Source organism: Rhizobium sp. WSM1328, from assembly GCF_057653715.1.
Genome location: NZ_CM172788.1, coordinates 432,096 through 446,159, shown reverse-complemented (window position 1 = coordinate 446,159; position 14,064 = coordinate 432,096). Strand labels below are relative to the sequence as shown.

Here is a 14,064-nt window from a genome sequence, read left to right as displayed (position 1 = left end):
TACACCCGAGGCTCAGCGCCATTCATTGTCGAAACGCACCAGGAGATCACCTTGCTGAACCGGCGGAAGCTTTCCGGAGCCAAAAAAATCCGATTCGGTGACAATCAAGCGCTTGGCGGATACGATCTTGTCTGTTGTCGCACGGTTGATTATGCATCCCAGATCCAAGTCGTAGATGCCCGGAAGCAGCGGAAGGCTTGGGATCTTGACGAGATATTCTCCTGTTTCTGTCAAGCGCGGCGTCTCACCATGCGCAAGCACGTCGCTTGGCAAGCCAAACAGCCGGTGACCTTTATCATTCTTGAAAATGACCACCAAACTCATATCGCGGATATCCCCGATCATTTCCAGTTTAGCGCGATACTCCAGCCCGATGATGAGTTCTTGTCCGGTCGTCACCCGTTCGGAGGGCTGCATCGAAGAGTCATAGAAGGAGATCTTATTGAACATGAAATCGCCGGTGCCTGTCCGGTCGAAGCGGGTTTCGAGCGTCTGCGCCGTTGAAGGCATAGTCGCTTCATAATAGGCCGCGATACCCTCTTCGGTCGGACCAAAATACCGGACGCGCCCCTGATCCAGCCATAGTACCTTTGAACAGATGTTCGAGACGGCGCTAAGGTTGTGGCTGACGAACAGCACGGTTCGGTTGCCGCCCACCATCTCGGAAAAGCGGTTGAGGCATTTCTGCTGGAACGCCATGTCGCCCACGGCGAGCACTTCATCCACGAACAGAAGATCTGGGTCGAGGTGCGCTGCAACGGAGAAGGCCAGCCGGCTGTACATGCCACTCGAGTAGTGCTTGACCGGGGTGTCGATGAATTTGCCGACCCCGGAAAAGTCGACGATCTCGTCGAAACGTGCGGCGACTTCTTCACGTGACAGCCCATGCAACGACGCATTCAAGAAGACGTTTTCACGTCCGGAAAGATTGGCGTTGAAGCCGGTGCCCACTTCAATCAGCGAGCTGACGCGCCCTCGAATGGTCGCACTTCCCGATGTTGGAGTGACAATGCGGGATAATATCTTCAGAAGTGTGCTTTTACCGGCGCCATTCGCGCCGATAATTCCGACAACTTCGCCGCGATCCACAGAAAACGAGACGTCACGCAGCGGCCAGAAATTCTGCCTTTTCCTGTAGAGGGGCGGAACAGACTGGCCACGCATCTTGCGATACGGCCACAATGCTGTCTCACGAGCAAGTTTGCTCATACTCAGGCCTCCGCCTGAACCAATTTCATACTGCTTGGAAATATCGAAAACTTCGATGACCGACTCTGCCATGTTCTTAGATCGCCTCGATCATTTCATGTTCGAACCTGAGATAGAGATAGAGGCCGACAATGAGAGCCAGCACTGCAAAGGAGCAGGAATAAACCCAAGCTCCCCATGGGAATGAGGCCGATCCGAAGAGCGCTTCTCGCCAACCGATCAATGCACCGACCATCGGATTCATATGGTAGACCCAATGGAAGGCTTCGGGAATCATGCTGGGCGAGAAGATGACCGGCGAGATAAACATCGCGAGGTAGAGCGAAAACTCAAATATTTTCTGAAAGTCGCGCAGCCGCAGAGTGATCGTCGCTATAATAAGGCCGGTCCCCATGGCTGTGATCATCACAACCAAGAGCGTTGGAATGATCATCAAGATCTGCCATCCGGGATAGACCCCATAATAGATCATCATCAGGATCAGCGGTATCATGGATATTGCCAGGTCCATCAGATTGGCCAGCAACGGCACCGTGGGCGTGATCATCCGAGGAAGGTATATTTTCGTCACGAGAGCCGCATTGGCCTTGATATTCAACGATACGTCGATGGCGGTTTCGAGGAAGTAGTACCAAAGGATAAGCCCGCTATAAATATAAAGAACATATGGTATTTCCACCCCGGTCCGAGCCTGCGACCAGTGCTTGAAGAGCGAAAATATCATCACGTACAACAGAGGCTTGGCGCAAACCCAGATGAACCAGAAGTACATCTCCCCGAAAGAGGCGCGAATTTTCTTCCAGACCAGCATTGTGAACATGTAGCGCGCGCGCCAATGCTCCTCTAAATCTATTTTGGCGAAGCGCCCTGCGGGTTTGATATACGTTATTTTCTCTTGATTTTTCATTGCGTATCTGCCGGATCTGTTTCGCGCTGAGCTCAATTCACTCGCGATGAGCCTGTCTCATAATTGAAAGAAAGGTCCTCGCATACGCCAAACTGTTGAGGTTTGCCGCCTTGCGTGCGGCATCTTCCTGTTTGAAATCAGGCCCCGCCTCGGCGGTGAGCCAAGCTTTGCCGAGCTTATCCGCAAGATCTTTTTGATCCCCGACAACAAAATAGCTCGCGTTTGGGGGGGCCTGCTCCAGATGAACATCGATGTTCGACAACACGATCGGCCTCCCCAGGGCGCGGGTATCTTCGACTGTCGTGCTCCACCCTTCGAACCGTGATGGCTGAAGAACAACGGCAGCGCGGCGGAAAAGCTGAAGTTGCTCGCTTCGCGGCAGGACGCCCAGACGGTAGATCTGATCCTGAAGGTCATATTCCGTCAGGATTTCTTCGAGTTGGCGAGCGTAGTCATTACTGCGATAATCCTCTGAGCTCCCCGTCAGGACAAGGGGGATGATAACCCCCGCGCGTTTCAGAATGCCCAGCGCACGAAAGGCGGCGTCGAAGCCCTTGTGTTGCCACATCTGATTGGGCAGATACACAAATTTTTCCGGCAAGCCATGTTTAGCACAGACCGCGACTGGATCCAGGGCATACTCCTCGTCATGAAGCGTGCTTGAAAAGTGGAGGATGCGCACCGGTTTTTGGGAATAGGTCGGGAAAAACCGTATGAAGTCGGCTTTCACCGCTTCACTGCTCAGGACAAGAATGCCGCTCTCATCAAACATCTTTCCGTAAAAGGCGTCACGGCTACGTCGCTCGTCTTCGGAGAAAAACTGTGGGAAATGCTTGTACTGAAAATCAGGAACCCAATAGACCTTCTGTGCCAAACCCGGAATGTTTGGACCTTTTGCAGGAAATGCGACGTCACACTCGTCGGAGTGCAGAAGCTTCTGACGTAGATCCTTGCCGGTCGACCTCTTCCATGCGCGCCGCGCGAGATCCAATATTCTTGACCGGATCGCCGAACCCCGCTCAAGTGGCCCATCGATGACCACCCCGGGATAGTGCGAGAATTCCTCCTCGTATCCTTGGCCAGCATTCTTCCGACCTATCTGAAGCACGAGCGCGGGGCGTTCCTGCGCTGGCAGCAGCGAAACAGCGCGCAACAGGTTGCGAGTGTACTGGACACCGCCAATCCAGTGGGTACCGCCGGTGAGATAGATCAATATCTTCATCGCAGTTTCTTGTACCAATCCACGTACTCGGCAACCCCCGCAACGAAATCGATCGTTGGCGAGAAACCGAGCGCCTCAAGCCTACTGACATCGGCGCGCCAGTTCTTGGGATCACCAACGCGGCTTGAGCCGCTGAATCCTAAACGGTCGAATGGAATGCCGTAGGCTGAGAGAACATGATGCGCGAGATCCGATATGGATGTCTCCACGCCGCTGGCGACGTTGTAGACTTCACCGTTGAAGGTGCCTCCGCGGACGACGCATGATATGGCTCGCGCGATGTCTTTCGCGTGAATGAAATCTCTCGTCTCACTCCCGTCGCCGCCGAGTTGAACTGGGCCATCGCTGCGGCACTTCTCACACAAATCCCACAGGATCTGCTTTCGAAGGCCGGCGCCATAGGCGGAAAATATCCGAATGGACGCAACTGAAACTTCGTAAAGCGAGCTATACTCGCGAGAAAGTTGCTCGCACATCCACTTGTGATAGCCATACGGTGATATGGGGGACGGCGCAAGCTCCTCCGTTATGGGCAAAACCTTCGGCTGTCCGTATACCGCAGCACTTGACGTGAAGAGAACCTTTGTTCCGAGCGACACCCGCCTGACCTGATCTAGCACGAGGGAGAAAAGATCGACGGAATTAACGAAGTCGTAGCGAGGGTCTTCAATCGAACGACCGACGTTGGCGTTGCCCGCGACGTGGACAAGGTACGTCGGTTGATGCCTGGCAAGCGCAGTCTCCAGAATCTCTTCCATCCGTTCGGACTGATAAAAATCACTGTAGATGTGCTTGTCCTGTGGCGGAACAACGTCGATACCCATCACCGGAATACCGAGCGACGAGAAATAGGTCGAAATGACTGTGCCCAGAAAACCGGACGCCCCGAGAACCAGCAGCCGTTCTGAAGTGTTCACCATTTCCGCAAGGCGAATCCAACGCCGTAACCAATATCGGCACAGCTCCACGAGGTGAACCGGTTGTCGTTGACGACCAGCTCTTTCCAGACATCTTCCAGATAGCGATGCTTCGGATGGCAGATATCGTCGAATACGACCGCGCCGCCGATCTTGAGACGGGGCAGCACGTCGCACAGGTCCTCGATTGCGCCGTTGCGTGTATGGTCGCCGTCGACGGTGATCATGTCGAAGGCGAGATCGCTATTTTGGCGGAAGAAGGTCTTTAGCGTGGAGTGGGAGTTGCCGTTGGTGAAAACGCGTTTTCCCGTGTGCGAAACCTTGTCCAGTTCGCTGGAGACAAGCGATTCGCCCGGGTTTTCCATGCCCGCATAATTCGCAACCCACATGTCGAACATATAGATGTCGCAAGTGGGTGCCTTCGACGCAACAGTGCAGACGCTGCGCCCGCGGCGCACGCCGATCTCCAGATAACTCTTCGGCTTCAAGTCGACTGCCAGAGCCAGCAAGACCGTGACGATGTCTGCATAGCGCCAATTCGCGCCAAAGCGCCTGATGCCTTCTGCATAATAGGCCGAGAGATATTCGGAGTAGTCATCAGGCTCCAGTTTCCGCAGCACTGCGAGTGCATCCTCCGCTGCGTCGGCACTGATCGCACGCTTCCCCAGGGATTCCGCGGATCTCATTAAGGGAGGGTACCACTGTGTCCGGTTTTCCGGCGCCCTGTAGCAGATCGACTCCACGAATTGATCCATAACCGAATATTGAGGCATCTGTTGAGTTGCTAGCATTTGGCAGACCTTTCCTAACCTTGCTTGTTCAGATCGATAAAAGTTGCCATCGAGGAGACAACCAGGGTGTCTGGTGGCACGTCTTTTGTCACAACACAGCCAGCGGCGACAATAGAACGATCACCGATTGTCACACCTTTCAGCACTGCCGAACCGAATCCCAGCCAGCAATGCTCCCCAATAGACACGGGCGCTGTAGGGATTTCGATACTTCCATCAACAGGTTGCCCCAGGATCCTTTTGAAATGGCGCTCGCGACCTCTCCAATCGATCGGATGAGAGGTATTGTCGAAAATCTGGACGCCATGCGCAATCAGCGTTCCCCGGCCGATGGTGACGGACTCCATGGCGCTGATGATGGCCTCATCGCCCAGATAGACCTCTTTGCCGATATCGACACGTGCGCCGCGCTCGACCCGGATGATCCCTCGGCACACTGTGTTCTCGCCAATACGGGCTGCATCCCTGGTGTGCTTGTTGATCAATCTAGCATTTCCGCCAAGTCTGACGCCCGGTTCCAGCAGCGCCGCCTTCTTCCAGGCAGCCCAGATCCGCCGCATGGAATATTGGCCGTAGAGCCTTTCTCCTACGCGGAAGACAGGATCCAGCAGTTTGGACCAATTGTCCGATTCCTGGTAGACGCCGCCACTTGCGAAGGCGTGATCCCAATGCGGTCTCACTGCGTTCTCCCGATATACTTTTCCGCCGGATACACGAACTCGCTTCCATCAAGAATGCCGTTGCATAGGACATCAAGGCCCGCATCCCTGCCCGGAAGCAGATCCTGCAGGTCGTTGATCCTAATTTCGTAGGGAGCGTCATTGCTCGATGGTTCCATGAACTCGATAGGGATGAAGCGTCGAAAAAAGAAATGGAATGCGTATTTTCTAGCCCGATTGATCGTATCGGCGTCCAACCGCTTGCCGACCGGCAGCCGGTCGAGCAAGTCAAAATAATTCTCCGGCGAGGTCGCATCCATGGTGAGGCCCTTATTACGTATCCACGCCTCACCTGCAACGACCACGGGAATTCCCATGGCGGTCAGCTCCACGCCGGTTTTTGTCCCATAGATAACTACAGTGTCACTGTTCTCACAGAGAACATAGGTACTGACCTGGCTGTCCGGCGGTATGACGTAAACATTGTCCGGCAGGGTCGGATAAACCTTGCGGATTTCATCCACAAGCGGCTGCCGTGAGGGGATGGCGCCACGGACTTCGGCAGGATGGATCCGAATAGCCAGTTGAAGATCGGGACGCCCCTTAAAATACTCAATACTCTGCAGCACCCAGTCGAGCATGTCCCTGAAGGCATTGGCCTTGAAATGGAGTTGCGCATCCCAAAAGACATTGGTCAGGAGACTGATGGTGGGCTTCGAAAAGTCGATGCCGGTCTCCTTGGCGATAAGTTCTGCGTCATGCTTCGGCTGATCATGAAACCATATCCAGTCATTGCTGCCGTACCAGCGGCTCTTGAGATAGGACATGATCTCGTTTTCCGTGGCCTCGCTCCAAGGAACGTCTGTCCAGCAGTCGGTAGACTCGTTTATCAGAGTATGGTGGTAGGTTTCCTTGTGCGAGAAAATGAAGGTCTTCTTGCGATAGCCGACCTGCCAGTTGGCGACTCGGGTGCCATGGGCACGACAGACTTCCCCGATTACCCCCTGAGGGACGTAGATACCATGGTGAAACACGGCGACTTCCGGCGAAAACTGCTCATGGTATCTCTGAATGACCGTCTCCGTGATCAGAGCCGCCTCAAAATAGCGCCGCAATACATCTTCGGCTTCCTGGGTTGCCGGGAGGTTTCCCGAAGCGAAGAAGCGCAAGGTGCCTGCCATCGCGTGCTCGCCCAGATTCATATCTTTCAGCCGAAAGCCGCGAATTTCCGAAACCGGCATCTCGCGGGCTGTCTTGCGCAATGCACGTCTCTCTTCTTCAGAAATGAAGTCGCTGTAGTAGGAGACCGGCAGTCCAAGAGAGCCGTAATGCGATCTACCCCTTCCGATGCAACCTGGACAGATTTCCTTGTTGAGCCTGTACTCTGTGATGACGGCCGGATCCCTGATTTTTCCGGCATGTATGTGAAGACAGGCCGGAAGAACTGCGTCACATAAGAGAAAGCGAACCCGCGCACCGCGCAAGGTAAGAGCGACGCCAAGCATTCCTTCGAGGATCGTCGCGGCCGACAGACCGCCGACGCTCGTCGCGATAAGAACCTCCTGGCCTTTCGAAACAGAGGATAAGGCCCTTTTCCAATCGATGGACGTGCCGAGATGGCGGCGCCAGTCCGAAAACTGCTGAGCCGCCGCGGGCGCAGAACTTTGTTGCAGCGACAGCTTCGAACTCACAACTCTCTTGGCAAATCTGATCGCCCTGCGAATAAAATGCATGCTCATCAGTCACGTGCCTCCGCGGCTAGCTGGCCGGTCGGCGAGCCACGACATGGCAAGACCAACCTGGCCACGACGCTTGCCGTGGCCACCCTCATAGAGAGCCCGTACGCGCGCGACACCCGCATCAACCGATTACCGACGCGACCGTCTCGGCGATCGCCGAGGCATCGAGGCCAACTGCGCCGAGGACTTGGACGTTGGTTCCGCTAGGAGGAACCCCTGTGATCCCGATGTGCTTGACGGGAATTCCGGTTCCGGCTTCGGCAAGCGCACGCGCGATCGTATCGCCTTGACCACCGATGACATAGTGGTTGTCGAGGCAAACAATTGCCTTGCAAGCTGAAACCGTCGATTGCAGCCACTCCGCATCCACGTGATTTAGCCAAGGTAGGTTGATGACCTTGGCACTGATACCGTGCTTCTCAGCGAGCACTTTTGAGGCGGCGATCGCATTGCTCAGGAGCACCGGTCCGTAAGCGATAATGGCGACATCCTCTCCTTCAGCCAAAGTGAGTCCTCGGCCGTTTGTTGGCCGGTAGTCGGCCGGAAGTGAATACGGGATTTCCCAAGGTAGTGAAATCAGCCGAATGTAGCTGCTGCCAGGAGCTTCGTTCACGCACCAATCCAGGAGCAGACCAACTTCCGCATCGCAAGACGGCTCGACCAGCGTCATTCCAGGCATGGCTGCCAGCGCAGAGATGTCTCGAACGGATTGATGCGAGTGGCCCGGGCCGCCGGGAACGACGCCTGCAAGGGAGCCGACATATATAATCTTCGTCTTTTCCGTGGCGTTGTTGTAGATCTGCTCATTTGGCCGCGTCGACAGGAAGCACGCGAATGAGTGGACGATCGGCAGCAGGCCGTTCAGCGCCATGCCGCCGGCTGTAGAAACCATATCCTGTTCTGCGATACCGCACTCGACAAATCGATCGGGAAACTGCTCGCGGAATGGGATGAGGCCGGTATCCAGCACCAGGTCTGCGTCAAGTGCAACGAGGTTCGAATGCTTCTTAGCCTGTGCGATCAGAGCCTTGCTGTAGGCGGCAACCAGGCGCTGAGCCTTTTCCGACGGGGCCGCGGATGCAGGCCGCTCGAGCGTTTCAAACTCCAGCTCGGTGATACCGGCGCTGCTCAGATTGGCTTGCAGACGATCCATGATTTCCTGCGCGGCGGCGCGATAATTACTCGCATCAGGCGCGCCGCTGTGGAAGCGGTACATGGCCACATCGGAATCCAGTGACGTGTGCTCCATGAAGGAGACGCCCTTGCCCTTGACGGTATCGGCAACGATAACCTTCGGACGCGGATCGTCTTGGATGGCGGCCAGGGTGGCGGCAAAAGCAGCGATATCGTTTCCATCACAGCGAGCGACACACCATCCAAACGCCCTGAGCTTTGCCTCAAGGTCACCAAGGTCAGACACGTTCTTCACGAAAGTGTCCGACTGCAGCTTGTTGTGATCGATGATGACCGTAATCTCCTGCAGCCCAGAATTGGCTGCCGAGACCAGGGATTCCCAGAACTGGCCTTCCTGAAGCTCGCCGTCGCCCGTCATCACGAAGATGCGCCCCGGGCGGTTGTTCAGCCTGTTCGCAATCACCATGCCCTTGGCCTTGGAGACGCCCATGCCGAGCGAGCCCGTATTTGTCACCATGCCCGGGGTGCCGACGTCGGGATGGCCGGGCAGACCATCAATCTGGCGAAGTTTGTGGGTAAGCTCGAAATCGAGCTTACCGGCGCCAATCAGTGCCGCGTAATAGCCTGGCGCATCGTGCCCCTTGGAGCTGAAATAGACATCATCGCCCGTCATTCCTTCGAGGAGAAGCCAGCTGACGATATCGAGACTGCTGAAACTGCTGCCGATATGACCGGAGCCGGCCCGACCGATCATGTAGAGCGCGTTCAGGCGACACATGTCAGAAAATAGAGCTGCTCTCTGCTCGCGAGGCGCGTTGATCGCACGTACCCGCTGGAATTCCTTATATGGCAGGTAATAAAGGGTGCCTTCTACCGCTTGTCCTACGAGATCGCCCACGATTTACTCCGGTCTATTCAATAGGTTATAGGGGTTGATTGAGATATTTGGGAGAACCGCCGATTGCGTTGCCAGCAATCGCTCGGCCATCCACCAGTCGTCCGGTTCGTTGATATCGAAGCCTTCATAGCCTTGGCTGACGAAAGGGATGATCGATTCGCCGGCGATGCTGTTGCTTTCGAGCGGGACACGCGACCACGCAATCTCAAGGCTGGCATCCTGCGCATAGACTTCGGGCAGAGCCGCATACTGACTGCTGTGCCATGGCGTCGTGCCGATGCTAAATGGCATTAGCGGGAGCATCCTGTTCTCGCGTATGACCCACATCTTGCCGGGATGCTGCTTGCATTTCTCGATTGCGCGAAGAGAATCTGCTCTTGGTTCGGCCGTGAACTGCTGCCATGCGCGCTGGATCGTCTCTGGAAGACGAAACGGGCTGGTGGGGCGCAGAATGCTGAATATGTCGAACTCGCGCCCTTCGGCACGAAGTTGTTCCAGCATCCAAACCACCCATTCGATATCCGGCGATTTGTCGGTGGAGATCTCCGCGGCGCGCAGAAACGGCACTTCGGCGCCATAGTGGCGGGCGATGTCCGCATAAATCTCGCTGTCCGTTGCACAGATAACCGCGTCAAAAACACCGCTGTCGATGGCGGCGCGGATCGAATAGGCGATCATGGGATGGTCGGCCAGCGGCCGGACATTCTTGTTGGGTACCCGCTTTGAACCAGAGCGTGCGGGAATAAAGGCAACAGAGCGCGGTTTCGTCGTCATGATCAAAGCATCCCCGGGCGGACAAGGAAGGAGATGTTTTTCAGTTCCGAATACACATCGAGCGCCTCGACTCCAGGCTCGCGCGTGCCATTCCCGGACGACCCGAAGCCGCCGAACGGCATGTGCGGCTCGCTGCCATACGTACCCATGTTGACATTGGCGACGCCGGCTTTGACCCTTTGGGCGAACCACATCGCGCGATCGACGTTGCGGGTATGCACAGCAGCGGTCAATCCGTATTCGGTGGCGTTTGCTACATCCAGCGCCTCGGTCATGCTGCCGACGGGATGGAGTGTCGTCACCGGACCGAAGACTTCCTTGCAACTGAGATCCGACGTGGTGGCAAGGCCATCGATAACTGTAGGCTCGACATAATAGCCTCCGGCCAACTCCGGTGCGTCCGGTGTGCGCCCCCCGCAAAGCACCTGGCCGCCTTGTTCTTTTGCGCGTTCGATGGCGGAAAGCACGGACTGCTGTTGGCGGAGGCTGACGAGCGGCCCGAGATCGCATCCGGCGGCAACACCTAGCTTGAGGCTTCTGGCCTTTGCGGTCAGTCGGTCCCGAAACTCCTCGTAGACCGATTTAAACACCAGCATGCGGCTACCTGCGGCGCAGCGCTGGCCGGCATTGCTGAAGGCCGACAGCGCCGCCCAGTGCACCGCCTGATCGAGATCGGCGTCATCACAGACGACGAAGGGGTTCTTGCCGCCCAGTTCGAGAGAAATACGTGCGAGACGCTTTCCAGCGACTTCCGCAATCCTGCGGCCTACTCCGGTCGAGCCCGTGAAGCTGATAATGTCGACCCGCTCGTCTGTGACCAACGTCGAGCCAGCCGGCTCGCCACGCCCATGTACGACGTTGAATACGCCGTCGGGCAATCCCGCCTCCTTGGTCAGCTCGGCAAAGAGTTGGGCTATGCGTGGAGAGTCCTCGGCAGCTTTCAGAACCACCGTGTTGCCGCAAATAAGCGCAGGAAAAGTCTTCCATGCGATATTGGCGATCGGCGTATTTGCCGGCACGATCAGACCGGCTACGCCACGAGGTTGGCGCACTGTGTGGCTGTATTTGCCGGGCGTGCCTGAGGTGAGCGACCGGGCGTATAGGCGCATACCCTCGCCGGCGAAATATTCCGCCTGCATGATCGCTCCGCCCGTCTCGCCTTTGGCGTCCTGGGGAGGTTTGCCGGTTTCAAGCGCAATGCATTCCGCCAGCTCATCGGAACGTCGCTTCATCAGGGCGACGATATCCATCAGAATCTGGCCGCGCTTTACGGGTGTAAGCTCCGCCCAGGCTGGGAACGCCGAACGCGCTGCCGTTATTGCTTGCTCAACATCATCCTGCGAGGAGTCAGCCACGTGATAAAGGAGTTCGCCACTGTGCGGATTGAATTTCTCAAGCCATCCTTCACTCGAGGCGTGGCTGGCCTGGCCGTTGATCCAATTGAGAATGCGAAGCGTCGTCATGTTCAGATTGCCGTCCAGCCGCCGTCGATGATGAGATTAGAGCCCGTCATATATCGGGATGCAGGGCTCGCCAAGAATAACATAGCGCCGTTGTATTCATCGACGCTCGCCATACGACCGATCGGGATCCGGCTGCAGTAGACATCGAGGAAGTCCTGCTCCTGGTTGTTAAAGACGCCCGCGATCGTGAGCGAGTTTACGCGCACGTTGCGCTTCGCCCAATAAGTCGCCAGGTATCGCGTCAGATTCAGGATACCGGATTTCGATGCTGAATAGGCCACGGGTTTGAAGAAGACCTCTCCGCGCTTTCGGCGATATTCGTAGAGGCTCTGGTCGGGAGAAACGAGCCCATAAATGGAAGCGACGTTGATGATTGATCCCTTGCCGGCATTAGCCATCGCGGCGCCGAATACCTGGCATGAGAGATAGACGCCCTTGAGGTTCACGTCGATAACCTTGTCCCAAGACGCTTCCGGGTAGTCTTCAAACGGGCCGTTTTCCTCGGGCGGGGCGGAAGGCGGAGAATCGATAGCGGCATTGTTGATGAGGACGGTGGGCGTACCGAATCTACCGGTCACGTCCTGAAGCGCCTGCTCCAATGACGCCTTCTTGGTTACATCCGCCGAACAAAACATGAAATTGTCGGGGTATTCGTCCTGCATCACGAGGCTGCCGGCAGAGGGACGGAGATCGAGGCCAACAACACGCGCATTGCGCGCAAGAAAAGCCTTGGCGTACTCGCCGCCCAGTTGGCCGGAAACACCGGTTACAAGGACGACGTCGCCACTCACGTCAAAAATTCCATCGACATTCATGATTGCCACCTCGTCTCGATGCAGGCCGGGCAGGCGGGGAGCGACTGGGCGCCGCTCTCCTTACCCGATCTGCCCACCCGTGGGTTCTTCGGGGACGTTCCGTATTGAGGCTCGGTGCGTATCCCCTTGACGCCTCGGAACGGAAGCTCAGCCGAAATCGGAGTATTGAATGGGTTCACCCTTTGCAATATCCCGCTTCACCGTCTTTCCGAGAACCTTATTGCTCTCCCGCACAGGTATGTAATGGGTATTGAAAATGCGACCCGAAAGCTTATCCAGGGTCAGCTCTTCGCCGACGCGGATGTCCGAATATGCGATGATCGACTTGCCCAGCTTCTTGAACACTCTTTCGTTGCCGATCTCGTCCGCCGGCTTCTGAGGCATCATCGCGCGGACGCGCTTGATGTCACGCACGAACTTGCGGAAGCCGTCAGGCTCCAGTGCAAAGCTATGGTCGGTGCCCTTCCAGGCGCGGTTGAGGGTAACGTGCTTTTCGAACACGCGCGCGCCCTTCATGTAGGCAATCGGGCCTGACAAGGTCCCGTTGAAGTGATCGGACGAGCCGATGATACAATCCGGAAACTCCTTGATGAGAACCTCAATATTGTCCAGCCCAAGGCGGTTGTACTCGCACGGATATTCGGAGACGCAGTGCAGGATGGCCAACTGATCGTGATGCCTCAACACCACCTCGACGCTGGACCGGATCTGTTCGATCTTGCCGCCGCCAATGCTCATGACAACGGGCTTACCGAGTTTCGCGATCCGATTGAGGAAGGGAAGGTTGCCAAGATCGAACGAAGCCACTTTCAACAGGTCGACATCAATCTGCTGGAGGATCTCGAGGCTTGGCTCGTCGAAGGGTGTCGACATGAACTTCACGCCGTGCTTTTCGCAATCAGCCTTCAGAATGGGCAGCCATTCCGGTTTTAGCTCGAGCTTCTCTCGATGAGCGCCGTAGGTTTCTGCAAAAGCATTTTCGCTGTCATACCCCGCCGCATAAGCATCCTCCGAAAAAAGGTACCTATTGTTGCGCGTCTGAAACTTGATCGCATCCGCGCCTTCGAATGCATAAATTCGGATATATTCTCGGGCGATATCCAGGTCTCCCTGATGATTTTGGCCCACTTCGGCAATCACGAAGGGCGATTCATCGAGAACATCTTTGCGAAACATTTTAACCTCTGTCGTTGGATTCTTCTGCAGCCAGCAAATTCGTTGGTTTGGGAGGATGCCCAGGCGGCACGCAGCGTCAATTTCCTATGCTTCTCTCGGCCGCCGGGGTGTCAGATGCAACCTGTGTTTTAAGTTTGGCCGCCGAGTAAAGCCGGATAGTCCCTTCTTTCAATCACCCCATTTAGAGCGCCGCTACCGTTCGAAACAGCAACTGCCATCTGAGATCAATGGCTTTGCCGGTCCGACGCGCGGGTAGGAAAGCTGGCAACAAGCCCAGATCAAGCTCGGCATCAGCCAATAGCGGCGGCTCGCAGAAATGACAAGCCGTTTCGTAACGTTTTACTCATGTGATTCTGCGTG

At 56.1% G+C, this 14,064-nt stretch carries 12 protein-coding genes; all 12 read right to left on the bottom strand.

Features of this window, described 5'->3' with window-relative positions:
* Positions 1-12: 12 nt before the first annotated feature.
* Positions 13-1,281 carry an ABC transporter ATP-binding protein gene (locus AC2444_RS02215; protein ID WP_012756148.1) on the bottom strand — a complete coding sequence of 423 codons (1,269 nt, stop codon included), beginning with the start codon at positions 1,279-1,281 and terminating at the stop codon, positions 13-15.
* Between the two features lie 4 nt (positions 1,282-1,285).
* Positions 1,286-2,116 (bottom strand): ABC transporter permease, encoded by an 831-nt coding sequence (locus AC2444_RS02210; protein WP_012756147.1) that lies wholly within the window; start codon positions 2,114-2,116, stop codon positions 1,286-1,288.
* A gap of 37 nt (positions 2,117-2,153) precedes the next feature.
* Positions 2,154-3,338: a glycosyltransferase gene (locus AC2444_RS02205; protein ID WP_012756146.1), complete on the bottom strand. Its 1,185-nt coding sequence runs from the start codon at positions 3,336-3,338 to the stop codon at positions 2,154-2,156.
* Positions 3,335-4,258 (bottom strand): NAD-dependent epimerase/dehydratase family protein, encoded by a 924-nt coding sequence (locus tag AC2444_RS02200; RefSeq protein WP_012756145.1) that lies wholly within the window; start codon positions 4,256-4,258, stop codon positions 3,335-3,337. Before AC2444_RS02200 ends, AC2444_RS02205 begins: the two co-directional genes overlap by 4 nt.
* Positions 4,252-5,046 (bottom strand): class I SAM-dependent methyltransferase, encoded by a 795-nt coding sequence (locus AC2444_RS02195; protein WP_012756144.1) that lies wholly within the window; start codon positions 5,044-5,046, stop codon positions 4,252-4,254. Before AC2444_RS02195 ends, AC2444_RS02200 begins: the two co-directional genes overlap by 7 nt.
* A 14-nt stretch (positions 5,047-5,060) precedes the next feature.
* Complete coding sequence (locus AC2444_RS02190; protein WP_012756143.1) at positions 5,061-5,726, bottom strand: acyltransferase; 666 nt, start codon at positions 5,724-5,726, stop codon at positions 5,061-5,063.
* Positions 5,723-7,444 carry a capsular polysaccharide export protein, LipB/KpsS family gene (locus AC2444_RS02185; RefSeq protein ID WP_012756142.1) on the bottom strand — a complete coding sequence of 574 codons (1,722 nt, stop codon included), beginning with the start codon at positions 7,442-7,444 and terminating at the stop codon, positions 5,723-5,725. The genes AC2444_RS02190 and AC2444_RS02185 overlap by 4 nt, the downstream gene beginning before the upstream one ends.
* A gap of 121 nt (positions 7,445-7,565) precedes the next feature.
* Complete coding sequence (locus tag AC2444_RS02180) at positions 7,566-9,476, bottom strand: transketolase C-terminal domain-containing protein (protein WP_012756141.1); 1,911 nt, start codon at positions 9,474-9,476, stop codon at positions 7,566-7,568.
* 3 nt (positions 9,477-9,479) lie between these two features.
* Entirely contained in the window at positions 9,480-10,250 is a 771-nt protein-coding gene (locus AC2444_RS02175) for an acylneuraminate cytidylyltransferase family protein (RefSeq protein WP_012756140.1), read from the bottom strand.
* Positions 10,251-10,252: 2 nt separating this feature from the next.
* On the bottom strand, positions 10,253-11,713 hold the full coding sequence (locus tag AC2444_RS02170) for an aldehyde dehydrogenase family protein (RefSeq protein ID WP_012756139.1): 1,461 nt from the start codon (positions 11,711-11,713) through the stop codon (positions 10,253-10,255).
* 2 nt (positions 11,714-11,715) lie between these two features.
* Positions 11,716-12,528, bottom strand: coding sequence for an SDR family oxidoreductase (locus AC2444_RS02165; RefSeq protein WP_012756138.1), 813 nt, complete (start codon positions 12,526-12,528; stop codon positions 11,716-11,718).
* Positions 12,529-12,675: 147 nt separating this feature from the next.
* Complete coding sequence (locus AC2444_RS02160; RefSeq protein ID WP_012756137.1) at positions 12,676-13,704, bottom strand: N-acetylneuraminate synthase family protein; 1,029 nt, start codon at positions 13,702-13,704, stop codon at positions 12,676-12,678.
* Positions 13,705-14,064 lie beyond the last annotated feature (360 nt).

What these genes read in the sequence shown, in the direction of transcription:
- AC2444_RS02215 (WP_012756148.1), bottom strand. Translation starts at nt 1,281, where the DNA reads ATGGCAGAGTCGGTCATCGAAGTTTTCGATATTTCCAAGCAGTATGAA.
- AC2444_RS02210 (WP_012756147.1), bottom strand. Translation starts at nt 2,116, where the DNA reads ATGAAAAATCAAGAGAAAATAACGTATATCAAACCCGCAGGGCGCTTC.
- AC2444_RS02205 (WP_012756146.1), bottom strand. Translation starts at nt 3,338, where the DNA reads ATGAAGATATTGATCTATCTCACCGGCGGTACCCACTGGATTGGCGGT.
- AC2444_RS02200 (WP_012756145.1), bottom strand. Translation starts at nt 4,258, where the DNA reads ATGGTGAACACTTCAGAACGGCTGCTGGTTCTCGGGGCGTCCGGTTTT.
- AC2444_RS02195 (WP_012756144.1), bottom strand. Translation starts at nt 5,046, where the DNA reads ATGCTAGCAACTCAACAGATGCCTCAATATTCGGTTATGGATCAATTC.
- AC2444_RS02185 (WP_012756142.1), bottom strand. Translation starts at nt 7,444, where the DNA reads ATGAGCATGCATTTTATTCGCAGGGCGATCAGATTTGCCAAGAGAGTT.
- AC2444_RS02175 (WP_012756140.1), bottom strand. Translation starts at nt 10,250, where the DNA reads ATGACGACGAAACCGCGCTCTGTTGCCTTTATTCCCGCACGCTCTGGT.
- AC2444_RS02170 (WP_012756139.1), bottom strand. Translation starts at nt 11,713, where the DNA reads ATGACGACGCTTCGCATTCTCAATTGGATCAACGGCCAGGCCAGCCAC.
- AC2444_RS02165 (WP_012756138.1), bottom strand. Translation starts at nt 12,528, where the DNA reads ATGAATGTCGATGGAATTTTTGACGTGAGTGGCGACGTCGTCCTTGTA.
- AC2444_RS02160 (WP_012756137.1), bottom strand. Translation starts at nt 13,704, where the DNA reads ATGTTTCGCAAAGATGTTCTCGATGAATCGCCCTTCGTGATTGCCGAA.